General features: G+C 59.1%; 25 protein-coding genes. 5 read left to right on the forward strand and 20 right to left on the reverse strand.

From position 1 onward, the window contains the following. Positions 1-53: 53 nt before the first annotated feature. Positions 54-554 (reverse strand): MarR family winged helix-turn-helix transcriptional regulator, encoded by a 501-nt coding sequence (locus tag GSF67_RS14680; RefSeq protein WP_035214543.1) that lies wholly within the window; start codon positions 552-554, stop codon positions 54-56. Between the two features lie 81 nt (positions 555-635). On the opposite strand from GSF67_RS14680, the gene GSF67_RS14685 reads away from it, so the two are divergent. Further along, the gene (locus GSF67_RS14685; RefSeq protein WP_006310120.1) at positions 636-1,499 is read left to right on the forward strand and encodes an EamA family transporter; all 864 of its coding nucleotides are present in this window, start codon (positions 636-638) and stop codon (positions 1,497-1,499) included. Positions 1,500-1,506: 7 nt separating this feature from the next. On the opposite strand, the gene GSF67_RS14690 is transcribed toward GSF67_RS14685, so the two are convergent. The 3 genes from GSF67_RS14690 to GSF67_RS14700 form a co-directional block, all read right to left on the reverse strand. Beyond that, positions 1,507-2,745, reverse strand: a complete 1,239-nt coding sequence (locus GSF67_RS14690) for an aminopeptidase (protein WP_006310121.1) — start codon at positions 2,743-2,745, stop codon at positions 1,507-1,509. 87 nt (positions 2,746-2,832) lie between these two features. Beyond that, positions 2,833-3,309 carry a Cys-tRNA(Pro) deacylase gene (ybaK, locus tag GSF67_RS14695; RefSeq protein WP_006310122.1) on the reverse strand — a complete coding sequence of 159 codons (477 nt, stop codon included), beginning with the start codon at positions 3,307-3,309 and terminating at the stop codon, positions 2,833-2,835. A gap of 12 nt (positions 3,310-3,321) precedes the next feature. Beyond that, complete coding sequence (locus GSF67_RS14700) at positions 3,322-3,669, reverse strand: ArsC family reductase (protein WP_006310123.1); 348 nt, start codon at positions 3,667-3,669, stop codon at positions 3,322-3,324. A gap of 233 nt (positions 3,670-3,902) precedes the next feature. Between GSF67_RS14700 and GSF67_RS14705 the strand changes: the two genes are divergently transcribed. Further along, entirely contained in the window at positions 3,903-4,070 is a 168-nt protein-coding gene (locus GSF67_RS14705; RefSeq protein ID WP_003503889.1) for a hypothetical protein, read from the forward strand. A gap of 174 nt (positions 4,071-4,244) precedes the next feature. Here GSF67_RS14705 and GSF67_RS14710 read toward each other — a convergent pair whose 3' ends face one another. Beyond that, positions 4,245-4,961, reverse strand: a complete 717-nt coding sequence (locus tag GSF67_RS14710) for a 2'-5' RNA ligase family protein (protein ID WP_006310124.1) — start codon at positions 4,959-4,961, stop codon at positions 4,245-4,247. 169 nt (positions 4,962-5,130) lie between these two features. Here GSF67_RS14710 and GSF67_RS14715 point away from each other — a divergent pair, with 169 nt between their 5' ends. Both GSF67_RS14715 and GSF67_RS14720 read left to right on the forward strand, forming a co-directional pair. Further along, positions 5,131-5,709 carry a TetR/AcrR family transcriptional regulator gene (locus GSF67_RS14715; RefSeq protein ID WP_006310125.1) on the forward strand — a complete coding sequence of 193 codons (579 nt, stop codon included), beginning with the start codon at positions 5,131-5,133 and terminating at the stop codon, positions 5,707-5,709. A 143-nt stretch (positions 5,710-5,852) separates the two neighbouring features. Next, complete coding sequence (locus GSF67_RS14720; RefSeq protein ID WP_006310126.1) at positions 5,853-6,341, forward strand: hypothetical protein; 489 nt, start codon at positions 5,853-5,855, stop codon at positions 6,339-6,341. Positions 6,342-6,417: 76 nt separating this feature from the next. Here GSF67_RS14720 and guaA read toward each other — a convergent pair whose 3' ends face one another. From guaA to GSF67_RS14785, 13 genes are all read right to left on the reverse strand, one after another. Next, complete coding sequence (gene guaA / locus GSF67_RS14725) at positions 6,418-7,995, reverse strand: glutamine-hydrolyzing GMP synthase (protein ID WP_006310127.1); 1,578 nt, start codon at positions 7,993-7,995, stop codon at positions 6,418-6,420. Positions 7,996-8,078: 83 nt separating this feature from the next. Next, positions 8,079-8,717, reverse strand: coding sequence for a 5'-methylthioadenosine/S-adenosylhomocysteine nucleosidase (locus GSF67_RS14730; RefSeq protein WP_006310128.1), 639 nt, complete (start codon positions 8,715-8,717; stop codon positions 8,079-8,081). Next, complete coding sequence (locus tag GSF67_RS14735) at positions 8,714-9,163, reverse strand: PaaI family thioesterase (RefSeq protein WP_006310129.1); 450 nt, start codon at positions 9,161-9,163, stop codon at positions 8,714-8,716. The genes GSF67_RS14730 and GSF67_RS14735 overlap by 4 nt, the downstream gene beginning before the upstream one ends. 78 nt (positions 9,164-9,241) lie before the next feature. Further along, on the reverse strand, positions 9,242-9,694 hold the full coding sequence (locus tag GSF67_RS14740) for a TspO/MBR family protein (RefSeq protein ID WP_035214545.1): 453 nt from the start codon (positions 9,692-9,694) through the stop codon (positions 9,242-9,244). Positions 9,695-9,744: 50 nt separating this feature from the next. Then, positions 9,745-10,839: a DUF1513 domain-containing protein gene (locus tag GSF67_RS14745; protein ID WP_006310131.1), complete on the reverse strand. Its 1,095-nt coding sequence runs from the start codon at positions 10,837-10,839 to the stop codon at positions 9,745-9,747. A gap of 3 nt (positions 10,840-10,842) precedes the next feature. Further along, entirely contained in the window at positions 10,843-11,964 is a 1,122-nt protein-coding gene (locus tag GSF67_RS14750) for an imelysin family protein (protein WP_006310132.1), read from the reverse strand. Then, entirely contained in the window at positions 11,964-13,484 is a 1,521-nt protein-coding gene (locus GSF67_RS14755) for a di-heme oxidoredictase family protein (protein ID WP_006310133.1), read from the reverse strand. Before GSF67_RS14755 ends, GSF67_RS14750 begins: the two co-directional genes overlap by 1 nt. 57 nt (positions 13,485-13,541) lie before the next feature. Then, positions 13,542-14,819 carry an imelysin family protein gene (locus GSF67_RS14760; RefSeq protein WP_006310134.1) on the reverse strand — a complete coding sequence of 426 codons (1,278 nt, stop codon included), beginning with the start codon at positions 14,817-14,819 and terminating at the stop codon, positions 13,542-13,544. A 155-nt stretch (positions 14,820-14,974) separates the two neighbouring features. Next, complete coding sequence (locus GSF67_RS14765) at positions 14,975-16,264, reverse strand: RsmB/NOP family class I SAM-dependent RNA methyltransferase (RefSeq protein WP_006310135.1); 1,290 nt, start codon at positions 16,262-16,264, stop codon at positions 14,975-14,977. Positions 16,265-16,325: 61 nt separating this feature from the next. After that, positions 16,326-16,694 carry a septal ring lytic transglycosylase RlpA family protein gene (locus GSF67_RS14770; RefSeq protein ID WP_010970798.1) on the reverse strand — a complete coding sequence of 123 codons (369 nt, stop codon included), beginning with the start codon at positions 16,692-16,694 and terminating at the stop codon, positions 16,326-16,328. A gap of 426 nt (positions 16,695-17,120) precedes the next feature. Continuing rightward, the gene (locus tag GSF67_RS14775; RefSeq protein ID WP_006310137.1) at positions 17,121-17,993 is read right to left on the reverse strand and encodes an SDR family oxidoreductase; all 873 of its coding nucleotides are present in this window, start codon (positions 17,991-17,993) and stop codon (positions 17,121-17,123) included. 3 nt (positions 17,994-17,996) lie between these two features. Next, positions 17,997-19,148: a tRNA epoxyqueuosine(34) reductase QueG gene (queG, locus tag GSF67_RS14780; protein ID WP_176072038.1), complete on the reverse strand. Its 1,152-nt coding sequence runs from the start codon at positions 19,146-19,148 to the stop codon at positions 17,997-17,999. A 129-nt stretch (positions 19,149-19,277) separates the two neighbouring features. Further along, positions 19,278-19,970: a glutathione S-transferase family protein gene (locus GSF67_RS14785; RefSeq protein ID WP_010970800.1), complete on the reverse strand. Its 693-nt coding sequence runs from the start codon at positions 19,968-19,970 to the stop codon at positions 19,278-19,280. A gap of 159 nt (positions 19,971-20,129) precedes the next feature. Between GSF67_RS14785 and GSF67_RS14790 the strand changes: the two genes are divergently transcribed. Continuing rightward, entirely contained in the window at positions 20,130-20,936 is an 807-nt protein-coding gene (locus tag GSF67_RS14790; protein ID WP_006310140.1) for an undecaprenyl-diphosphate phosphatase, read from the forward strand. 80 nt (positions 20,937-21,016) lie between these two features. Here GSF67_RS14790 and GSF67_RS14795 read toward each other — a convergent pair whose 3' ends face one another. Both GSF67_RS14795 and GSF67_RS14800 read right to left on the reverse strand, forming a co-directional pair. Next, complete coding sequence (locus GSF67_RS14795) at positions 21,017-21,172, reverse strand: hypothetical protein (RefSeq protein WP_006310141.1); 156 nt, start codon at positions 21,170-21,172, stop codon at positions 21,017-21,019. 321 nt (positions 21,173-21,493) lie between these two features. Further along, the gene (locus GSF67_RS14800) at positions 21,494-22,474 is read right to left on the reverse strand and encodes a complex I NDUFA9 subunit family protein (RefSeq protein WP_006310143.1); all 981 of its coding nucleotides are present in this window, start codon (positions 22,472-22,474) and stop codon (positions 21,494-21,496) included. Between the last annotated feature and the right edge of the window lie 39 nt (positions 22,475-22,513).

Raw genomic sequence — 22,513 nt, forward strand, 5'->3', positions numbered from 1 at the left:
GTAGACAAGCGCCCTGGCCCGCGCGATTGCACGGTTCCATCTGCGACGTAAATCTATTCCTCGAAGTCCTGCAGAAACCGCTTCAGCAACCCATCAAGAGTATCCCGCTCCTCTTCGCTGAGATGGGCGACAAGACGATGCTGGTTGTCGACATGCGCACCCACCGCCTCCTCGACGATGGCAAAGCCACGCTCCGTCAGCGATATCAAGACGCTGCGCCGGTCCTGCGGATTGTGAATGCGCTCCACCAGCCCGGCTTTTTCCAGCTGGTCGATCCGGTTTGTCATGGTGCCGGAGCTAACCATGGTCATAGCCAGCAGATCGCCGGGAGAGAGTTGGTGGGGCGAGCCCGCGCGCCGCAATGTCGCCAGCACATCGAAAGCGGAGGAGGAGAGGCCATGTTTCAGGAGCACCGCCTCCACCTCGCGGCCAAGATACGTGCTGAGCCGGTGCAGGCGCCCGAGCAGCCCCATCGGGCCGACATCGAGATCGGGTCGTTCCTTGCGCCATTGCGCGAGAATATGGTCGACGTGGTCCATGGGTTTCTTGCTCATCACCAAGGCATAACAATTGATATCTTGACGTCAAGATAAAATCGACTAAGCTGAATCTATCTTGATATAGAGATTCTTGAAATGAAGAAAAATACGACCTATGCCGCCGATGTGCTGGTCACAGCACTTGCTCCCGCCATCTGGGGAACCACCTATTTCGTCACGACGGAATTTTTGCCGCAGGGATATCCGTTGCATGTCGCCATGCTGCGCGCCTTGCCGGCCGGTATCCTGCTGCTGCTTCTCGTCCGAAAGCTGCCACAGGGTATCTGGTGGTCGCGCAGCTTCATTCTCGGCGCGCTGAATTTCTCGTTTTTCTGGGCAATGCTTTTCGTTTCGGCCTATCGGTTGCCCGGCGGTGTCGCCGCAACGGTGGGGGCGGTGCAACCACTCATCGTTATCGGTCTGTCGCGGCTGTTTCTCTCAACCCCGGTGCGGCCGCTCGCCATCGGCGCCGGTTTTCTCGGCATTGCCGGTGTTGCGCTTCTGGTGCTGACGCCCGGCGCGGCACTGGATGGTATCGGTGTTGCCGCGGGTCTTGCCGGCGCCGTTTCCATGGCCTTCGGAACGGTGCTGACCCGCAAATGGCGCCCGCCCGTCTCGAACCTCACCTTCACAGCCTGGCAATTGACGGCCGGTGGCATTCTTCTTTTGCCGGTCGCTTATGCTCTGGAGCCGGCCCTTCCGGCGCCAACGGCGGTCAATGTGATGGGCATGGCCTATCTCGGCCTCATCGGTGCGGCGCTCACCTATCTTCTGTGGTTTCGTGGGCTCGCCCGCATCGAACCTTCTGCGGCCGCATCGCTCGGTTTTCTAAGTCCTGTCGTGGCCACCCTGCTGGGCTGGCTGGCGCTTGGCCAAAGCCTTGCGCCAGCGCAGATCGCCGGGTTCATTACCGTGCTTTTCAGCATCTGGCTCAGTCAGCGCAGCCAGTTGCCGAGGTAGGGGGCCGTCAGGCCCATTCGCCCTTGCGCATGACAGGAACCGTGGAGCCATCCGGCTTCACGCCATCGATATCGACCTTGTTGGAGCCAATCATCCAGTCAATATGGATGAGGCTGGAATTGCCGCCCTGCGCCTTGATCTGATCCTGCGACAGCGAGGCGCCGTCGAGGAAGCATTTTGAATAGCATTGGCCGAGCGCGATATGGCACGAGGCGTTTTCATCGAACAGCGTGTTGTAGAACAGGATGCCGCTTGCCGAAATCGGCGAGGAATGCGGCACAAGCGCCACTTCGCCGAGACGCCGCGCGCCTTCATCGGTGTCGAGCACCTTGTTCAGCACGGCTTCGCCCTTGGAAGCCTTGGCTTCGACGATGCGACCGGCTTCGAACTTCACCTGGATATCGTCGATCAGCGTTCCCTGATGCGATAGCGGCTTGGTGCTGGAGACGTAACCGTCAACGCGCAGCGCATGCGGTGTGGTGAAGACTTCTTCGGTCGGAATGTTCGGGTTGCAGGTCACGCCGTTTTTCGCCATGGAAGCGCCGCCATGCCATTCGTGGCCATCCGCCAGGCCGATCTTTACGTCGGTGCCCGGGCCAGTGAAGTGCAGCGCAGAAAAGCGTTCGCCATTCAGCCATGCGGAGCGCTTGGCAAGATTGGCATTGTGCTGCGACCATGCGGCGACGGGATCGGCAACATCCACCCTCGAAGCGGCGAAGATGGCATCCGCGAGCTTGCGCACTGCTTCATCCTCGGTGAGGCCGGGGAAGACCTGCTTTGCCCAGGAGGGGTTGGGATAAGAAATGATGTTCCAGTTGATATCGAAATTGGAAATCTTCTCCAGCGCCGGCTTATAGGCCGTGGAGTTGGCCTTGTTGGCGCGCGCGACCTTGGCGGGGTCCTCTTCGGCAAGCAGCATGGGGTTATCACCGGCAATCACCAGCCGCGCCGCGCCATTGGCATAGGCCTTCGCCATGCCCTCATAGAGCCAGCCGGAAGCCCGGTCGAAATTCGCGTCGCTGGCGTGGCGGTAGCGCGAAAGCGTGGTTTCCTCGTCAGAGTAGAAAGTGGTAACCAGCCCGCCGCCAGCGATATAGGCATGCTTGGTCAAGAGCCTGACCAGCGGCAGGGCCGCCAGCGGGGCAGTGATCACCAGATCCTGATCCTTCTGCAATTGCAGGCCGACCTTGATTGCGACTTCCGCGAGTTTTTCGAGTTTGACGGGATCGATGGGGGAAACAGTCATGATCTGCCTTCGTCTATTTCATAGGAGGCGCCGACCATAGCCCATTCCTTCCGAAAGCCAAATGCTTTCAGGAACGGCCGTTTCGCCTCATTCCGCGACCAGCGGTGCGACAATGGCATCAAGCACTTTCTGGGCATCGCGGGGCGAAAGCCTGACCTGCAAACCACGTTGCCCGCCATTCATGTAGACGTAATCATGCGCCAAGGCATCGGCTTCAATGGCTGTCGGCACCTGTTTCTTCTGACCGAAAGGGCTGATGCCGCCGACATAGTAACCGGTCGCCCGCTCCGCATCGGCGGGTTTCATCATGTTGGCGGATTTGCCGCCGAAAGCGGCGGCAAGCTTCTTCATGCTCACCTCGCGGTCGGAGGGGACTACGACGCAGACCGGCTTGCCGTCCAGCTCCGCCATCAGCGTCTTCAGCACCAGATGCGGCGCCTCACCGATCGCCTCGGCCGCCTGCAGGCCGATGCGATCGGCATTCGGGTCGTAATCATAGGTGACGGTGGTGAAGGCAATGCCGGCCTTCGTCAGCATCTGGGTGGCGCGGGTCGTTTTGGACATGGTGGGCTGCGTTCAGGCAAAAACGGTCTGGTAGATTTCCGGCTTGAAGCCGACGGTTATCTTGTCCTTCGCCTCCAGCACCGGGCGCTTGATCATCGAGGGCTGCGCCAGCATCAGCCCGATGGCCTTTTCGCGGGTAAGATCGGCCGTCTGGCTGTCGTCGAGTTTCTTGAAGGTCGTGCCGGCCCGATTGAGAACCGTTTCCCAGCCGGCGGCGTCACACCATGTTTCCAGATGGGCGCGGTCGATGCCGGCTGCCTTGTAGTCGTGGAAAGAATAATCGATGCCGTTCAACTCCAGCCAGCTTCTGGCCTTCTTCATCGTGTCGCAATTCTTGATGCCGTAAATCGTGACCGTCATGCTACCGCCTCTTTGTCTTTAAGCCTTCCGGCATAACAAAATATCCATCTTATTCAAGCAGCCGCCCGAGGTGCGTTGCGCCATTTTCGAAGCATGATGCCTGAGCCATGCAAAATCGAAGTGGCTGATATCCGAACGAGCGCGAGCAAAGCTGCATGGCTTCCCTGCTACATCATGAGTTGTAGAACGCGGCGGAAATCCCCATTATTTAGGTATCAAAGATGGAGAGAAAAATGCGTCAGGTTGCAAAGACATCGCGTAACTTCTTCGGTGAAACTTTCGCCGTTCTCGGTGCAGCGCTCTCGGTTTCGGCCGCTGTTCGCGCACATCGCAAGCCCGCTCGCGCCGATCTCGAAGCTCTCGGCATCGACGGCAAGGCTTTCGACAAGGTCCAGCTCTAAGCTGGTTATCGTTTGTAGCGAGGCGACTTCGCCTCGCTTGCGCCTGGCACCCGAATCCGCGTCGGTTTTCCGCAGGCGCCTCGGATGATTTGAACTGCGCCTTTGTTCGTATAGTCGCCCAGCAGCGGAGGTGGATAATTTCGGGCATGGGAGCCACGCTTTTTTGGCCCCACCTTATCGCGCCGCTATCTTACGGGCTGGCCGCTTCGATGGACCGAATACTTTTTGCGGCAGATATAATTGACTCTCCGGCTGCTCGTAGCGGTCCGCTTTCGCCGAAAGCGCGAAGCGTCCCAGAGACTCGTGCCGCGTTTCCCCATTATGGCTGAAGATGACTTCGAAACTGCCTGCCAGCCAGCTATAGGGTTTTTCAACCGGCATGGTTTCGATTTTCCCGCAGCCATAGATCATGGTGAGGTGCGGCATAAACGATGATGCGGCGATATAGGGAAGATTTGCCCGCCAGAGGGCGCGCTGCACCATCTTCGCCAAAGCCCTGAGCTCCAGCATCTCGCGGCGGCTGTTTAGCACCAGACAGTTGCGATTGCCGAAAAGCGAACTCCCATCGAAGGTGATCGGAACGGGCCGCGCCCTTATCTCCCCCAGTGCTTCCTTCAGCCGGTTTACCAGGCCGCGAGGCACGGTGTCGAAACACCCGACACAGAGCAGGGTGATATGCAGAAGCTCCGCAGGATAGGCCTCACGCTTCGTCCGCCCTGCGGCATGGCTCGACGCATCGGTGAAAATTCTCTCCGCTAAAGCCGCCGGCGGTTTCACCACGATCAGGACCTTGCTGCTAAATCGCGGATTGATCCGGCGTTGTTTCTCCAGCTCGAACCCTTCAAGGAAAAGCTGCCTCAACCCTTCTTTATCCGTCAACTCCAAACCCATGACGATGCTCCACGGTCTATTCCAAGCTCGCGACATTATCATCGCCAATGGGAAATTAAAAGAACAAAAAGAGAACAAATTGCGGTGTCCGCGCCGCACGCCGGAAAGATCGATAGCCTTACGACACGGCACCATTGACAATCTACCTACTAATTGGTAGGTATCGCACATGAAAAACCCTCAAAGCAAAGCCGATGATATTCTCCAGTGCGCACGCACCCTGATCATAAGAGGTGGCTATAACAGTTTCAGCTACGCGGATATCTCCCAGGTAGTTAGCATTCGCAATGCGAGCATTCACCACCATTTTCCCAGCAAAGCGGACCTGGTCTGCAAACTGGTCTCACAATACAGGCAGGAAGCTGAAGCAGGGATCGCCGAGTTGGAAAAAAACATTTCTGATCCGCTGGAACAGCTTCGCGCCTATATCGGCTATTGGGAAGGCTGTATCGCTGACGCGACCCATCCTTTCTGCGTCTGTGCGCTGCTTGCCAGCGAGATTCCGGTTCTTCCCGAAACAGTGGTTCTTGAAGTGCGCGCACATTTTAGAAGTCTCTCTGACTGGCTCACCGCCGTGCTGGAGCGCGGCGCTGCCCAAGGGCGCGTTGTACTGACCGGAACAGCGCGGACCAACGCTGAAATCTTCATGGCTACAGTGCACGGCGCAATGCTCTCAGCGCGGGCCCACGGGGATGCCGCGACCTTTGGCGCGGTAACCCGCTCCGTGTTGGAGCGCATCGCCGCTTGAAATTGCACCTTGTGAGGGGCGTGAACGCGTGACCCGAGTGAGGTGCCGATCAATCTAGCAGACAACGCTACGCTTGCAGATATGTCGGTGACAATCTGCTCCCCGGACCACCCCATCTTTCTGGAAGAGAAAGGCAATCTCGTATGTTCGGTATTTCTCCGCTTGGCTGGGTCCACACACTCTGCAGTCTGCCGGCCATTCCCGTGGCCATCTACATGTTTGCCCGTCACGGTCGAATCGTTCCCCGATCCACGCCGGGTGCAATCTATTTCGTTTCCATGCTGATCGGTGCCGCGACGGCGTTCCTCGTGGCGCATCAGCCGGTCAGCTACGCCATTGGCGCGCTGACCATCCTGTTCCTGCTTGCAGGTTACGGGATCGAGCGCATTCTCGGCTCAACGCGCGTCGCCAGATATGTTGAAACCATCTGTCTCAGCGTGAGCGCGTTTCTATTAATGGTGCCGACAGCGACCGAGACGCTGCGCCGTGTTCCGGACGGTCATCCTTTTGTCACCGATCTGAAATCACCGCTGCTTCTCGGCGTTCAGGCGGGTTTGCTGGCGATCCTCGTGGTCGGTCTTGCCGCCCAGATCATCTACCTCACAAGACAAAATAGAAACGCCGCGAACTAGTCGCGGCGTTATCGTTCAAACTGTTCTCGGCACAGTGGCATTGCCGCGGCAACACACACTGTGTCGATTATAGTGCTTATTCCCACTCGATCGTGCCGGGCGGCTTGCTCGTCACGTCGTAGACCACACGGTTGATACCGCGCACCTCGTTGATGATGCGGGTTGCCGCACGGCCGAGGAAGTTCATGTCGTAGGGATAGAAATCCGCCGTCATTCCATCCACCGACGTCACGGCGCGCAGCGCGCAGACGAAGTCATAGGTGCGATAGTCGCCCATGACGCCCACGGTCTGCACCGGCAGCAGCACGGCAAAGGCCTGCCAGATGGTGTCGTAGAGACCGGCCTTGCGGATTTCGTCGAGATAGATCGCATCCGCCTTGCGCAGAATATCGAGCTTCTCGCGGGTGATCGCGCCGGGGCAGCGGATCGCGAGACCCGGACCGGGGAAGGGATGGCGGCCGATGAAGCTTTCCGGCAGACCTAGTTCGCGGCCAAGCGCGCGCACTTCATCCTTGAAGAGTTCACGTAGCGGCTCGACGAGCTGCATGTTCATGCGCTCAGGAAGACCGCCGACATTGTGGTGGCTCTTGATGGTGACGGACGGGCCGCCGGAGAAGGATACACTTTCGATGACGTCAGGGTAAAGCGTGCCCTGAGCGAGGAACTTGGGCGCACCCTTGCCATCGGCGGCAATCTTGGCCGCCTCAGCTTCGAACACCTCGATGAACAGGCGGCCGATGGTCTTGCGCTTCACTTCCGGATCGGAAACGCCAGACAATTCGCCGAGGAACAGATCGGCGGCGTCGACGTGAACAAGCGGAATATTGTAGTGATCGCGGAACATGCCGACGACCTGCTCGCTTTCGCCAAGTCGCATCAGGCCGTGGTCGACATAAACGCAGGTCAGCTGATCGCCGATCGCCTCATGAATGAGAATGGCTGCAACCGAGGAATCGACGCCGCCGGAAAGTGCGCAGAGCACCCGGCCAGTGCCGACCTGCTCGCGGATCTTGCGGATCATCTCGGCGCGGTAGGCAGCCATCGTCCAGTCGGATTTGAGGCCGACGATCTTGTGCACGAAATTGGAGAGCAGCTTGCCGCCGTCAGGCGTATGCACCACTTCCGGGTGGAACATGGTGGTGTAATAGTGACGCTTCTCGTCAGCCGCGATGGCGAAAGGAGCGTTCTCGGAGGTCGCGATGACCTCGAAACCTTCCGGCAGCTTTGTTACGCGGTCGCCATGGCTCATCCACACTGGATAGCTCTTGCCCTGTTCCCAGAAACCTTCGAACAGCGGGCTAGCCTTCTTGATATCGATATCCGCACGGCCGAATTCCGCCGCGTGGCCACCTTCGACCACACCGCCGAGCTGCGTGCAGAGCGTCTGCTGGCCGTAGCAGATGCCGAGGATCGGAACCTTGCTATCGAACACCGCCTGCGGCGCGCGCGGGCTGCCCTCAGCCGTTACGGATGCGGGGCCGCCGGAGAAGATCACGCCCTTGGGCTGAAGCTTCTCGAAAGCCTCTGCGGCATTCTGAAACGGATGGATTTCGCAATAGACCCCGGCTTCGCGGATGCGGCGCGCAATCAGCTGCGTCACCTGGCTGCCGAAATCGATGATGAGAATGCTGTCGGGATGGGCTATCTGGGTCATGGCGAGCCTTTAAAGAAAATGGCGGCTTTAGGCAACCCGGAAGCGGGCGCCAAACGGCGGAAATTTGCGAAAATCGCAAGGTTTCAAAGGGCAATCACACCATCCTCAATGGCGCGGCAGAGCCGGTCGACGGCATCGGCGAGCTTTTCATCGATGATATCCAGGTACGCCGTCCAGTCATCGACATGGTTCACATCGGCCTTGCCATCGGAAATACCGCGCAGGCTGATGAGCGGCACACCGAAGCGCTGGCATGCTCGCAGGACCGCAAAGGTCTCCATTTCCACCATATCGGCATCGATCAACCCATAGGCCTCTCCGGAAACGACGTTGCCGCCGGTGGAAAGCCTCGCCTCGGCAAGATAGGGTATCCGCAAAGGCAGGGCAACTTCGGCGGGCAGATCGAGAAACGGTGTGCGCCCTTTCTCGAAACCGAACGCGGACGCATCCATATCGCGATAGGAAACCGAAACCGCCTGATAGATACCCATCTGTTCCAATGTCCGCGAACCGGCGGAGCCAAGCGAAACAACGAGGTCGGGCAAATGGTCTGCCGCATCGAGACCGGCAAGGATGGCCGTCACCGAAATGGCCGCCTCGACCGGGCCGACGCCGGTCATGAGTGGCGCGATGCGCGCCTGCAGATGGGGGCCGTATTCAGCGGAGGCCGCCATAACGAAAAGAACGGATTTATCCGCAACATGCGAAAGCCGGTAGCTCATCCGGTAATATCCTCGCGCCCCTTCACCACCATCATCGTGCCCGTCATCGAGGCGATCAGCTTCGCCGGTCCATCGGACAGGGCATAGGCACGACCATCCGCCACGATCAGATTGTTGCCGGGCTTGATGATCTCGCCGCGAAACAGAAACCGCTCACCACGTCCCGGCGACATGAGGTTGACCTTGAATTCGATGGTCAGTAGCGAGGCTTCCGGTTCGATGATCGTATAGGCCGCGTAAGTGCAGGCGGTGTCGAGGCCAGCGGCGATGACGCCCGCATGCAATATGCCATGCTGCTGTGTCAGCTTTTCATGGAAGGGCAGTTCTATTTCCACCAGCCGGTGTTCGATGCGGCTTATCTCGGCATTGATGGCCTGCACCACGCCCTGCCGCGCGAAGCTTGTTTCTATCCGCTGGCGAAAATCGCCGGGATCCGTAATCTCCATGGCCTACCTGCCTGCCTTCTGCCCCGTCGCAGACTGACATGGCGCGTGGCGTCGGGCAAGGCAAGGGCGTAAGGCGAATTAGTTCAGCATGCCGATACTTGCGTTGAGCACCGTGGCAAAGGCGACCCATAGGGCATAGGGTGCGAAAAGCCACATGGATATGCGGTCGCGACGGTAGGTCAGTGCCATGAAGGCGATGATGCAGATCAGCATGGGGATGATGATGACGAGCGCGCCGGCCGGGCTCTGCATGCCGAAAAAGATCGGCGACCACAGGAAATTCAGCACCATCTGCGTGAACCAGAGGCGCATGCGCGTCCCCATCGGTTTCCGGATCCACGTCCGTGCGCCGGCGATGCCGATCAGCACGTAAAGCGCAGTCCAGACCGGCCCGAAAATCCAGTTTGGTGGATTGAAGAATGGTTTCTGCAGCGATTGATACCATTCGCCCGGCACATTGTTGACGCCGATCAACGCCCCGATGGCGACAACAACAACCACAAAAATAATATACACGGGAAGGTTCTTCATGACGCCTCAAATGCGCTGGCCATGCTTTTGTTCCCTGCCTTTTCAGTATTTTAGCCGGAAAGGCGCACGATATGCTGGTCCCAGGCGACGTCGCTGCGAACGGCCTCGAAAAATCCGTCATAGGAGGAAACCGCAATGCCGCCGGCAGCCGCCGCAACGCCCGCCGCCTCCCGCACGGTGACTTCGGAAACCACACGCCTCGTCGTCGCATCGATCGTCACGGCAGCGTTGCCTTTCGGCGAGGTCAGGCCCACCAGCCCTTCGCGCCGGTTGACGGCGATGGCCCCGACATAATTGGCAAGCCGCACCGTCGTTTCCTCCGGCAGATCGACAAAGGCTACATCCTCACCCTTCGAGAAATGGCCGACAAGCGGCGGAAGATTGTTGCGCGGTCCTTCATATTGGCAGGCGAACCAGATGCGGCCGTTATCGCCGAGATCGACGTGGCGGGTGGAAAGCTGCCGCAGCTGCTCCGGCATTACATGTTTCTGGATCAGCTGGCCGGTGGCGGCGTCCAGAAGCACGAGTGACGGTTCCATGCTGTCGATATTGAGCTTTGTCCGGCCGAAATCCGGGTGGGTCTCGATGCCGCCATTGGCGATCACGATCAGCCGTCCGTCATCGCTGACCGTCATGTCATGGGTGCCGACACCATGCGCGTCATATTCACCGATGCGGGCAAAGCCGTTGCGGGCGTCGTAAAGGCCGATGACGCCGCGATTGCCGTCGAAGTCATTTTCGCTGGCATAGAGGATTGCGCCATCGGGTGAAAATTGCCCGTGGCCATAAAAGTGCCGGTTCTCCGGCGCGTGCATCACGACAGGCTCCTGACGTTGCACGGGATCGAAAGCCATGAAGAAAGTGCCGGGACGGCGCGCAAAGGCCACCGTCCTACCGGTCGCATGGCTCGTCGCCATTCCATGGGCGCGGGCGGGAAGCGCAACGCGGTCGATGATTTCGCCGCGCTCGCTTACCGTCGCAATGCCGTAGGATCCATCACGGGCGCGGAAGGCGGAGGCGAAGACGGCGTCTGTGCGTTCCAGCGCATGGAGCGACCGCGGGGCGAGGGCGGCAAGAAAGGGAATACCCGCCGCCTTGATGAAGCTGCGCCGGTCGATCAGCATCCGCTTGCTGCCGGAGATCATCGTTTAGTCTCCGTCAGCAAAGGAAAAGCCGGAGCTGAGGCCGATGGCGCCGCCATATTGGTCGTTGAGGCGGTAGATCAGGTCTTTGCCGTTGAGCAACAGGTAATCCACCTTGGCGCGCTGGTCGTCCTTGTCCAGTGCCTTTTCCACATCCGTATCGATCGTTGCGGCAACGCGGATCATCGATTTGGCGATGAAGTCAATGGAGTTGACGATGGAGCGCTGATCGGGCGGTACGAGTTCGACCATGTCGGCGGTATGCAGGAGAGTCTGCACGGCCTTGATATTGGTGGAGATGCTCTTCCAGGTCAGGCCGGAGCGCCAGTAGATGGCGGTGCGGGGAAATTTCGCCTTGTCCGGCCCCTTGTAGAAGGTTTCGATCCGCTGGTCGCGGATAGCCTCTGCACCGTGCACGAGAATGCCGAGCAGCGCAACCAACGCCTCGCGTTCATCGCGAAAAACGGGGTTGTCCGGTCCCGGCCGTGTCCAGTTTTTCTGCGCACCGTCAGGTGCGTTCCAGCTATCGGAAAGCTCCGTCGCCACATTGGCGATGTTACCGGCGATGGCGGCGCCGAAACGGCAGCGAAAATCGCCTTTCTTGTCTAGCAGTTCTTCCGCGCCGGTGCCGTAAAGCACGAACTCCAGCGCGCCAAGCCCCTGTGCCGCGACGCTCTTGCCCTTCAAGCCGTCGGCGGTGGTAACGCTTTCATCCTTGTCCGAGAGGTAACGCTGCACCTGCTTCAGTCCGAGACCCTTCTTGTCGGGGTAATAGAGCACGCGTTCGAAACGGTTCTTCTCGATGACAGGGCCGACACGCACGATCTCGATTGTCGACCAGTTCAAGACCGTTTCAGTAAAAGCCGCCTGTGCCGCCGCCTCCGTCGTTTTGGAGGGCGCGGCGCAGAAAGCCTTCATGCTGCCTTCCAGCGTTTCCGCAGATTGCCGGAAGTGGTCATAACCGGGACGGATGAAGCCATTCACCGCCTTTTCCATCACGCCCCGCACCTGCGCGGGGTCGAGTGGCGGTGGCGGCAACAGTTCCACATCCTGCGCTTTTGTCGGCGGCGTGGTGAGAAGCAGCAGCACGGAGATGACGCCGGAAATTTTTCGCATGGCAAAGTTCATTAGAGAGACTCCAGAAAAGCCAGCAAAGCCTGCCGGTCGGATTTTTGCAAGGCGGCAAAGGCGTTGCGCGCTTTTTGCCCTTCGCCGCCATGCCACAATATGGCTTCCGTAAGGCTGCGCGCCCGCCCGTCATGCAGGTAAAAGCCGTTGCCATTCACTCTTTGCGTCAGACCTATGCCCCAGAGCGGCTGCGTGCGCCAGTGCCGGCCGCTGGCTTCCCCCACTTGCTGGCCATCGGCAAGCTCCTCTCCCATGTCATGCAGGAGGAAGTCCGAATAGGGCCAGATCAGCTGGAAGGAATGCGTTGGATCGCCAGCATCGCGGCGGGTGACGAATTTCGGTGTATGGCAGGCTGTGCAGCCGGATGTATAGAAAAGCTGCTTGCCCTCAAGAACGGTTCGATCCCCCGCATTGCGCCGCTGTGGCACCGCCAGGTTTTCGGTGTAGAAGGTCACGAGATCGAGAACGGGGTCTGGCGCTTCCACCAGCCCCAGCCGCGACTGCACGCCTGTTGGCATGGCCAGACAGTCCTTCTGGGCATCGGTGCAATCGCCATAGGCATTCGGCGCATCCGGTGTGGAAATGCCGATATCGTGGGAGAAGGCGCTCGCGCTCTGGTCGCGCACGCTTGCATTCTGTGCTTTCCAGCCGAACCGTCCGAGTTTTATCTCGCCGGTGCGATGATCCTTGACCCACGCCGGGCGCCCGGCAATGCCACCGCCATTTTTGTCATCGGGGTCTGCGCTGGCGAGAATATCGGCATCGGCAATGGCCTCGATCAAGCCCAGGCCGAGCGTCGGCATCGCAATGCGGGCCGAAACTGTTGTGTCCGTACCGAGCGGGCCATATCTCAGGGTAGCGGCATAAGCGGGCTTCCGCAGCGACACCACTTCGCCATCCGAAAGGCGCACGGGCTTTTCAGTGTAGGTGATGACCGGCCTGCCCTCGGCGGCGAGGCCGGGGATGGCGAGATTCTGCAGCTGCCGGCCATAGGTCTCGTCGGGAAAATTCAGCACCTCATGGCGCGCAATCGCGGCCCGTTCCGTCTCGTCCCGGGCCGGTCGCGCCAACCGCAGAAACAGGGAAACAGCGTCTTCGCCGGCAAGTGGTGGGCGGCCCCTGCCATCCTTCACATGGCAAGTCTGGCAGGATCGGGCGTTATAAAAAGGGCCGAGCCCATCGGAAGCCTGGGTGGAGGAGGGGGAGGAGACCCAGAGCTTCTGGAACAGCGCGTTGCCGAGCTTGAAATCCTGCTTCCGCTCGAAAGGCATGGTGGCGGAAGGCTGGGAAAATGCGTTGCCATCGACCTTGCCGGTGCTGGTGGTTGCGCCGCCGGACATGGCCTCGAAGGGCTCCGGTCTCGTAAAATCGTTTGTTGGCGCAGTGACGGCCAGCACGCGGCTTCGATCGTTCTCCGTCAGGTCTTCACGCAACGGTGCGGCAAGCGTTGCCGACGCCACAAGGCAGGCTGCCCCGGCGAAGAAAAACGGCTTGCGGATCGGGGACAGCGACAATTCCATGGGGGTCGGAAGGCACATTTGGTGGCGGGCCGCAGTGATCGCGGCCCGCCTTGCCGCTTATTTGAAGACGGCGTTCGGGTTGTCGAGGCTCGCGGAGCCTTCAAGCTCGATCTTACCGAGATCGAGCGCCGCGATGACACGTTCAACGGTCTTCGTCTGGTCAATGAGACCGTCGATGGCTGCCTGAACCACGGCATTGCCTTCCTTGTTGCCTTCGCCGATCATCTGGTCATAAGCTTCAACCGTCTGGGCGCGCTTTTCCATCGCATGCATGGCGTCGAGCGTCTTGTTCAGCTTCGCCGTCATTTCGTCGTTCAGCGCCTTGTCCTTGGCGCCGACGAGTTCCGCCAGCGAGGCGCCGGTCATCTTCGTGCCGTCGACGCGGGTATAGTCGCCGGTATAGGCCGAAGCGATGCCGATGGCGTCGTTCAGATGCGAGTTATAGGTATTGTCGGAGAAGCAATCATGCTCCTCTTCCGGATCGTGCAGTAGCAGGCCGAGCTTCATACGTTCGCCGGCCAGTTCGCCATAGGAAAGTGAGCCCATGCCAGTGAGAATGGCGGTGAGGCCTGCCTTCGGATCGGCTTCCACGGTCTTCGTGGCCTCACCTTCCGGCGCCCAGGCATCCACCATCTCCTGAAGATCCTTGACTAGCAGGGTGGAGGCGGATTTCAGGTAATCGGCGCGGCGGTCGCAATTGCCATTCGTGCATTTTGCCTTGTCATAGTCGGTATAGGGGCGGTTGCCCGCGCCCGGCCCGGTGCCGTTCAGATCCTGGCCCCAGAGCAGAAATTCGATGGCGTGATAACCGGTCGTCACATTGGCTTCGACATCGCCCGCCTCGTGCAGGCTTTCGATCAGTTCCGGGGTGATCTTGGAGGCGTCAACCTCTTCGCCGCTGATCTTGATCTTCGGATTGGCGATGATGTTTGCGACGTAAAGTTCGTTCTCGTCGCTTTCCGTGCCGTAGGAGGCGTCGACATAGTCGATCAGGCCTTCATCCAGCGGCCAGGCATTCACCTTGCCTTCCCATGCATCAACAAGGGGATTGCCGAAGCGGTAGACTTCCGACTGCTGGTAGGGAACACGTGCCTTGATCCAGGCTTCGCGCGCGGCTTTGAGGGTTTCTTCGCTCGGCGTTGCGATCAGAGCGTCGATAGCCTTGTCCAGCGCCTTCGCCGTGGTCAGCGAATCCTCGTATTTGGCATGCGCGACATCGGCATAATGCTTGATGACGGCGGCAGCGTCGGTGGCAGCCTGTGCGGGAAGCGCGGTGAAGGCCGCCGATGCGGCCAGAAGCACGAAAGACGCGCTGAGAATGGTTTTGCGGATCATGATCCCTCTCCTTGGGCAGCCGTGAAAAGACATCAGGCTGCGACCAGCGAGTTCTGACCCAATCACAAACTTGTGTCAAACATTCTAGTTTAGAACGCTTTGAAACAAGCCTGCGCGGTATTTCCCAAGTAAAATCGCTGCGTGCAAAACCTGCTTTATGCTTTGCGTTTCATCAAGCAGAAGAAGAAACCGTCCGTATCTGTGGTTGCAGGCGTGAGCGTCACTGTCTTGCCATCTGAAGAATGCGGTTTATTCGCATTGCCACTGAAAATCGACTGCCAGCGCTCCAGAGCCGAACCGATGGCAAATTCTGGATTTTCCTCGCAGAAGCGCCTGACCTGCTGTTCGTTTTCCTCGGGCAGAACCGAACAGGTGACATAAAGTAGCTCGCCGCCCGGGCGCACGAAACCCTTGGCCTGCGAAAGCGCCTCGCCCTGCTGCTGCACGCGTTCTTCTAGATTGCGTGCCGTCAACCGCCATTTGGTGTCGGGACGTCTGCGCCATGTTCCGGTGCCGGTGCAGGGTGCATCGACCAGAACGCGGTCGAATTTTTCCTGGAACGGCGCAAGACCTGCTGCGCGATCATGCACCTGCACATTGCGCGTACCGGCCCGCTTCAGCCGCTCGATGATCGGCGCGAGCCGCTTGCGATCGGCATCGAAAGCATGGACCTGACCTTTATTGTTCATGCTGGCGGCCATGGCCAACGTCTTGCCGCCACCACCGGCGCAATAATCGAGGACCTGTTCACCTTCCCGGGCACCGGCAAGATCGGCGACGATCTGTGAGCCCTCATCCTGCACCTCGAACCAACCCTTCTGGAAGGACAGTTCGGCGGTGACATTCGGCAGGCGGGAGGGGCCTTCACCGGCGGGAATACGCACACCCTGCCGGGCAATCCGAGTGGCTTCCGCACCGCTTTCCTCAAGCGCCTTCAGAACCTTGTCCCGGGTTGCCTTCAGCGTGTTGGCGCGCAGGTCTAGGGTCGGTCGCTCGTTGAGCGCCTGCGCCTCGGCGAGCCAACGCTCCCCGAAGGCAGTTTCGAGGGAACATTGAACCCATTCGGGAATATCGCCCTGAATATAGGCCGGCGCGTCGGAAAGTGAACGGGAAAGAAAGGCCTGCTGCCTTTCCGCGTCGGGCGCGGCGGGGGCGAATTTATCGCCGTCGAATTCCGCCGCCAGTTCCGCAAAGCTTTTGCCCCATTGCCGCAGCAGGACAGCATAGGCAAGCGAGGCGGCGCTATCGTCATCCATCAGCCAGGCATGCGACAGTTTCATGCGAAGCGCGTCATAAACGATGTTGCCGATCGCGGCCCTGTCGCCGGAGCCGGCAAAACGATGGGCGAGACCCCAATCCTTCAGCGCATCGGCGACGGGACGCCTGCGTCCCTCGATATCCGCCAATACTTCGATTGCTCCGGCCAAACGCCCGCCCAAACGCATTGTCTACCTCTTCTTGCTGATAAGCCCGGTTGGTAGACGCGAATGGCGGCGAGGGCAAGGCTCAATCGGCCTTGACGATCTCGTAGCAGACCTTGGCAGTGCCGGAGCTGATCATGCCGATATTCTTGGCGGCAGCCTTGGAGAGGTCGAGAACGCGGCCCTTGATGAATGGCCCGCGGTCGTTGATGCGCACCACAACGGCCTTGCCATTGCGGGCATTCGTCACCTTGACCTTGGTGCCGAACCGCAGGGAGCGGTGAGCGGCGGTCAGGTTGGCGGCGTTCATGCGCTCGCCCGAAGCAGTCTTGGAGGACAACGCATACCACGATGCGCCTCCACAACCATTTGCCGCATTCGCCTGAAGAGGCGCGATGATGGAACAGGCGGCTATAGTTGCAGCGGTGAAAGTTATACGACGGATATTCAACAAACTGTACTTCCCTGAAAATCGGCCCCGCGCCGATTGATTGTGCCCTTGCTAAGCGGCCATGAACTGGCCTGAACGCCTTTTGATGCGAGATTGTAGGGCGAGGGAAAAATGGCGAAAAAAAGCTGATCTCAAATCACGAAGTGTTGCAGTCTGTAATATTCGTGATCGTTAGCCGGAGAGGCGTCGCGTGGACGTTCCTCTCAAAACTCGGAAAAAATAACGCAGAATCAACGTTCAATGGAAATGCTATTGCAAGTCACGGCTTCGTGAATCCACTTCACGAAATGTGAGTGAAATATTTTTCCAATGAGTAGGATTTTAGCGATTCGCCGTAGTTAATTAAGTCTTAATTCGCTTAAATACAACGAAAACTATCCGCCAAAACGGCGTTGGATGGATTTTTTGTCGTTTTTGACGGGGTCGTTTTCAGCCCCGCCAGAGGCCGTTTTCCCATAATTGCTTCAGCGACTGCCGATACTCCGGAAAGCGGAAATCAAAGCCGAGTTCCCTTATTTTGGCATTGGAAACGCGCTTGTTCTCGCCATAAAAAGAGCGGGCCATTGGCGTCAGATCGGCGGTTTCGAAATCCTGTTCAGCAGGGGGGACAACCCCCATTAGGTCGGCCGCGAAGCTCACCACATCCTGCGGTGGGCAGGGTTCGTCGTCGGTCACGTTGAAGATGCCGCGTTCGTTCTTCAGTGCCAGAAAGGCGATTGCCGCGCCGATATCCTCGACACGGATGCGATTGAATACCTGATCCTTCTTCACCAGCCGTCGCGCCGTTCCCTTCTCGAAATTCATGAAGGTATTGCGTCCCGGGCCATAAATTCCGGACAGGCGCAGGATGGAAAGCGGCACATCTGCGCTTTGGGCTGCCTCAGTCCACGCGGCCTCGGCGGCTACCCGCTCCACGGAGCGTGCGGAGACCGGGCGACAGGGTGTCGTCTCGTTCACCCAGGCGCCGTGATGGTCGCCATAGACGCCGACGGTGGAAAGATAGGCTAACCATTTCAGATTGGGCAGGAGCTTTTTCAGATCGCCGCCCAGAAGCGCAAACAGAGGGTCGCCGTCCTTGCCTGGAGCGATGGATTGCACGAGATGGGTAACATTGCGCATCGCAGCGATGAGATCGTCATCGAGATGGACGCCGTCGAAGAGCAGCGGCGTCATGCCGGCGGCGGCGAGGTTTGCGAACTTATCCGCGCTGCGTGTGGTGCCGCAGACACTTGCAGCCTTGGTTTTCAACGCGTTGGCAATGGCTTTCCCTGAATATCCCGCGCCGAAAATCATCACATGCATGCTTCATGCCTCTGCCAGTTGCCATTCCATTTCCGCCTCCGGATCAGTCTCCGGTGCGCGACCGGCAGAGTATGTACGGAATTCGTCCCTGTCCATAAGCCGCGACAAAGCCCATGCGGCCATGCCGCGCACTTCCGCGGAAGGGTCGGCCTCCGCAAGTGCCTTGCATTGTTCCACGAAATGCCGGTCGGCAGAGTTTCCCGCGGCAATCAGCACATTGCGGATGAAGCGATTGCGGCCGATGCGCTTGACGGGGGAGCCGCTGAAAAAGCTGCGAAAGGCGGCATCGTCAAGCGTCAGCAGAAAGGCGATGGATGGTTCCTTCAGATCTTCGCGCGCCTTCAGCTTCATCTCGGAGGCGCTGGCCGCGAACTTGTTCCACGGACAGGCGGCAAGGCAATCATCGCAGCCATAGATGCGGTTGCCGATCATCGGCCGGAATTCGTGCGGGATCGGTCCCTTGTGCTCAATGGTGAGATAGGAGATGCAGCGGCGCGCGTCCAGCTGATAGGGGGCAGGAAAAGCCGCCGTGGGACAGGCGTCGAGGCAGGCGCGGCAGGAACCGCAATGATCCCTCTCGGCCTCGTCAACACAGAGCTCGGCGGTGGTGAACATGCTGCCCAGAAACAGCCAGGAGCCATGGCTGCGGCTGACGAGATTGGTGTGCTTGCCCTGCCAGCCGAGACCGGCGGCGGCGACAAGCGGCTTTTCCATCACCGGGGCGGTATCGACGAAGACTTTCACATCCTCACCGGCGCGGGCAGCAAAGCGCGTGGCGATCTCCTTCAGCCGCCCCTTGATGATGTCATGGTAATCGCGGTTGCGGGCATAGACCGAAATGGCTGCCTTGTCTGGTTTCGAAAGCAGGCCACGCGGATCTTCGTCCGGCCCGTAATTGAGGCCGAACATGACGATGGAGCGCACATCGCCCCAGAGCGTTTTTGGCTCCGCCCGACGCGCCTCGGTTTCCTCCATCCACGCCATGGTGCCGTGGTAGCCATTCTCGAGAAACTGCCGCAGCCGCTCCGGTGCAAGCGGAATGCTGTCGGGCGCCGTGATGCGACACAGATCGAAGCCGAGTAAAAGCGCCTCCTGACGAACGAAATCCGTCAGTTTGCGCGCGCGTATTCGCTGCTTGTCGTCGGCAACGTCGATGGTCGTGTCTCCCGAGGCCTATTCTGGCATATATAGTGCATGTCACCCGAAAGTGTGCAGCGGTTTCGGGAAAACGACATGCTTTCATTATAGCCGCACGCCGCAGCAAATAACCTGGGAGGCCAGACCTCAGAAATCCAGATCGGCGTAGTGGGAAGAGGGGGCAAGACGCGGAATGCGTTCGCTGAGAAACGGCCGGAAGGAGGGGCGGGATTTCACCCGCTGATACCATTCCTTGGCAATCGGCGCTTCGAGCCAGTTGATCTCGCCGAGATAATCCAGCACCGAAACACCGGCCGCTGCGGCAAGATCGGCGTAGCTCAGCCGATCGCCGGCCAGCCAGGTGCGCGAACCGGCCAGCCACTCCAGATATTTGATGTGCTGGCGAATATTGTTGCGCGCGGTGCGCAGCAGCTTGGAATCCGGTGGTCCGCCACCCTGCGCCGCGGTCATTTGCAATTTATAGACCCTTTCGCGCACCAGCGGCCGGGTCACGTCATTTTCCATCTTCTGCAGAAACCATTCCGTCAGGCGACGGATTTCCGCGCGCTGAAACGGGTCTTCCGCCAGAAGCCGCCGGTCGCGCTTCAAAACCCCATGGGTTTCGTCCAGAAATTCGGCCAGCACATAAGGCCCGCTGAGGGAGCGCATATTGTCATCGAGATAGACCGGCAGGGTGCCAGCAGGATTGAGCGCCAGAAACTCCCGCCGTCTTTCCCACGGCTGCTCCTCCACGAGATCGGTCTGGAAGCCGTATTCCGCAAGGATCAGACGAACGAACCGGGATGCGGTCGACATCGGGGAGTGATAGAGAGTTGGCATCGGTACTCAATTTTTACGATTGGTTGTCATGATCGGCATTTGCCGGAAAACTTTTTCAGTTTCGCTTCATCAAGACGCTATAAGAGCTTGGCTACTTTAAAACAAGTTTAACGCAATTGCTTTCCATTCACGCTTTCCCCCTTAAAAGAAGGATACCTCATGGGTGACCAATCGATCATCAGCGCGCTTTTGCTGGGCATTATCGAGGGTCTGACGGAGTTTATTCCCGTTTCCTCCACGGCGCATGTGCTGCTGGCCGGGCATTTCCTTGGCTTTAAATCGCCGGGCAATACCTTTGCCGTCCTCATCCAGCTCGGTGCGATCCTCGCAATCCTTCTCGTTTATTTTCAAAAGCTTGTATCGATCGCCGTGGCGATGCCGACAAGTGCCAAGGCGCGCCGTTTTGTGCTGGCGGTTCTCGTCGCTTTCCTGCCGGCGGCGGTGATCGGCGCTCTCGCGCATGACTTCATCAAGACGGTGCTGTTCGAAACGCCGATGCTCATTTGTGTCGTGTTGATCATTGGTGGATTCATTTTGCTTGCGGTCGACCGGATGCCGCTGAAACCAAAATATACCGACATTATGGATTACCCGCCGTCGCTCGCCTTCAAGATCGGCCTTTTCCAGTGCCTTGCGATGATTCCCGGCACCTCGCGGTCCGGCGCCACCATTGTCGGCGCGCTGCTGATGGGCACGGACAAGCGCTCCGCCGCCGAGTTTTCGTTTTTTCTGGCCATGCCGACCATGCTTGGCGCGTTTGTGCTCGACCTCTACAAGAACCGCGATGCGCTGAGCTTCGATGATAGCGCCTTGATTGCCGTGGGGTTTGTGGCCGCCTTCGTGTCCGGCCTCTTCGTCGTGCGCTCGCTGCTGGATTTCGTGTCGCGACGTGGGTTTGCGCCCTTTGCCTGGTGGCGCATCGTCATCGGTGCGCTCGGTCTCGTCGCACTTCTGGTTATCGGCTGACCCGCAGTTTCATATCGACCGAAAAACAAAAAAGCGCCCCGGAGAACCGGCGGCGCTTTTTTTAAACCTGTAAAGGCCGATCAGTTGGCGCTGATCGAAGCCGTTGCGCAGGGGTCGACGCCATAGGCCGGAGCGCAACCGCTCTTGCCCGCTGCAACCGTGCCCGGCGCCATGAAAGAACCCGCCAGAACCACCAAAGCCGCACACGCAAAAAAGAGTGCGATAGATCTGCCCATTTTATGATTGCCTTTCAGACGTTCGTTCGTGCGGATCGTGCCGCCGTGTGTGAATTGAGGGTTCGGGATATGTTTGGAATGTGGCGAATATCAATAAAGGAGCTTGCTGAATACCGGGTTAATGCGAAGTCTTTTCCACAGTTGCGCTTGTGCCACGCTTGCCCGTTTCAGCGCTCCACCGTTAACCATGCCGTTTCAGTTTTGATTTTTCCTCCCCACCCCATCTGGCAGTGAAAATGCACTGAAAGCGGTTTGGTTGCGGTAGACAGCATAAAAAAAGCGGATGTGGCCCCGCTTTTGATTTCCATGACGTGCCTGACCTCAGGCCGCCTTGCCGGCGTTCGAGAATTGTCCGTGCTGGCGATACTGCACCATGTAGGACGGCAGAACCGAAGCGACGCGAACGGGGGTGATGCCGATGCCTTCCAGCGTCAGGCCGTTCTTTTCTGCCTCAGCGGAAACGACATTGTCCTTTTTCAGCATGGTCACCTGGTCCGGTGTCAACGGCGGCGTAATCAGCGGTACCAGCGATGCGAGCTTGCCGATCATCGAGGCCACGCCGAAGGGCAGGTTGACGAAGGAGCGCTCGCGATAGGTCGCGGCAAGAACGGCCTCGAGACAGTCACGGAAGGTCATCACGTCAGGGCCGCCGAGTTCATAAATTGCGCCGGGCTTGAGCTTGCCATCGACGCTGCGGGCAACGGCCTCGGCAACATCCTCGACATAAACAGGCTGGAATTTGGTTTTTCCGCCGCCGATCAACGGCAGGAACGGCAGGTTGCGGGCCATCTTGGCAAATTTGTTGAAGAAATCGTCTTCCGGTCCGAAAACGATCGACGGACGCAGGATCACGGCACCGGGCAGCACGGAATGGATGGCGGCCTCGGCGCGGCCCTTGGTGCGGCCATAACCGGTCTGCGAATTGGCGTCAGCACCGATAGCGGAAATATGCGTCAGCGTGGCGCCAGCGTCGCGGGCCGCTTCGGCAATGGCTTTTGCGCCGAATTCCTGCACGGCGTCAAAAGTGTTACGGCCGCTTTCCGCCAGGATGCCGACGCAATTGACGACATGATCCGCGTCTTCGACGGCTTTGATGATGGAGTCACGATAACGCAGGTTGGCCTGGGCGAAGGAAATCTGGCCGACATTGCCGAGCGGTTGCAGAAAACCGGCAAGATCGGGGCGGCGCACGGCGACGCGGATACGATAACCGCGCTTGGCAAGCATTCTCACGACATGCCGCCCGACAAAACCCGAACCGCCGAAGACGGTGACGAGGGGTGGAAGGTTGGCCAAGGTCATGGGAGGCTCCTCAGAAGCTGTCGATAAAGCGTTTTTCAG

It is taken from the genome of Agrobacterium sp. CGMCC 11546, from assembly GCF_013365515.1.
Taxonomy (GTDB): Bacteria; Pseudomonadota; Alphaproteobacteria; order Rhizobiales; family Rhizobiaceae; genus Agrobacterium; species Agrobacterium fabrum.

Excerpts from the sequence above, each read along its gene's own strand:
- GSF67_RS14680 (WP_035214543.1), bottom strand. The coding sequence starts at position 554 with ATGAGCAAGAAACCCATGGACCACGTCGACCATATTCTCGCGCAATGG.
- GSF67_RS14685 (WP_006310120.1), top strand. The coding sequence starts at position 636 with ATGAAGAAAAATACGACCTATGCCGCCGATGTGCTGGTCACAGCACTT.
- GSF67_RS14690 (WP_006310121.1), bottom strand. The coding sequence starts at position 2,745 with ATGACTGTTTCCCCCATCGATCCCGTCAAACTCGAAAAACTCGCGGAA.
- ybaK (WP_006310122.1), bottom strand. The coding sequence starts at position 3,309 with ATGTCCAAAACGACCCGCGCCACCCAGATGCTGACGAAGGCCGGCATT.
- GSF67_RS14700 (WP_006310123.1), bottom strand. The coding sequence starts at position 3,669 with ATGACGGTCACGATTTACGGCATCAAGAATTGCGACACGATGAAGAAG.
- GSF67_RS14705 (WP_003503889.1), top strand. The coding sequence starts at position 3,903 with ATGCGTCAGGTTGCAAAGACATCGCGTAACTTCTTCGGTGAAACTTTC.
- GSF67_RS14710 (WP_006310124.1), bottom strand. The coding sequence starts at position 4,961 with ATGGGTTTGGAGTTGACGGATAAAGAAGGGTTGAGGCAGCTTTTCCTT.
- GSF67_RS14715 (WP_006310125.1), top strand. The coding sequence starts at position 5,131 with ATGAAAAACCCTCAAAGCAAAGCCGATGATATTCTCCAGTGCGCACGC.
- GSF67_RS14720 (WP_006310126.1), top strand. The coding sequence starts at position 5,853 with ATGTTCGGTATTTCTCCGCTTGGCTGGGTCCACACACTCTGCAGTCTG.
- guaA (WP_006310127.1), bottom strand. The coding sequence starts at position 7,995 with ATGACCCAGATAGCCCATCCCGACAGCATTCTCATCATCGATTTCGGC.
- GSF67_RS14730 (WP_006310128.1), bottom strand. The coding sequence starts at position 8,717 with ATGAGCTACCGGCTTTCGCATGTTGCGGATAAATCCGTTCTTTTCGTT.
- GSF67_RS14735 (WP_006310129.1), bottom strand. The coding sequence starts at position 9,163 with ATGGAGATTACGGATCCCGGCGATTTTCGCCAGCGGATAGAAACAAGC.
- GSF67_RS14740 (WP_035214545.1), bottom strand. The coding sequence starts at position 9,694 with ATGAAGAACCTTCCCGTGTATATTATTTTTGTGGTTGTTGTTGTCGCC.
- GSF67_RS14745 (WP_006310131.1), bottom strand. The coding sequence starts at position 10,839 with ATGATCTCCGGCAGCAAGCGGATGCTGATCGACCGGCGCAGCTTCATC.
- GSF67_RS14750 (WP_006310132.1), bottom strand. The coding sequence starts at position 11,964 with ATGAACTTTGCCATGCGAAAAATTTCCGGCGTCATCTCCGTGCTGCTG.
- GSF67_RS14755 (WP_006310133.1), bottom strand. The coding sequence starts at position 13,484 with ATGGAATTGTCGCTGTCCCCGATCCGCAAGCCGTTTTTCTTCGCCGGG.
- GSF67_RS14760 (WP_006310134.1), bottom strand. The coding sequence starts at position 14,819 with ATGATCCGCAAAACCATTCTCAGCGCGTCTTTCGTGCTTCTGGCCGCA.
- GSF67_RS14765 (WP_006310135.1), bottom strand. The coding sequence starts at position 16,264 with ATGCGTTTGGGCGGGCGTTTGGCCGGAGCAATCGAAGTATTGGCGGAT.
- GSF67_RS14775 (WP_006310137.1), bottom strand. The coding sequence starts at position 17,993 with ATGCATGTGATGATTTTCGGCGCGGGATATTCAGGGAAAGCCATTGCC.
- GSF67_RS14785 (WP_010970800.1), bottom strand. The coding sequence starts at position 19,970 with ATGCCAACTCTCTATCACTCCCCGATGTCGACCGCATCCCGGTTCGTT.
- GSF67_RS14790 (WP_006310140.1), top strand. The coding sequence starts at position 20,130 with ATGGGTGACCAATCGATCATCAGCGCGCTTTTGCTGGGCATTATCGAG.
- GSF67_RS14795 (WP_006310141.1), bottom strand. The coding sequence starts at position 21,172 with ATGGGCAGATCTATCGCACTCTTTTTTGCGTGTGCGGCTTTGGTGGTT.
- GSF67_RS14800 (WP_006310143.1), bottom strand. The coding sequence starts at position 22,474 with ATGACCTTGGCCAACCTTCCACCCCTCGTCACCGTCTTCGGCGGTTCG.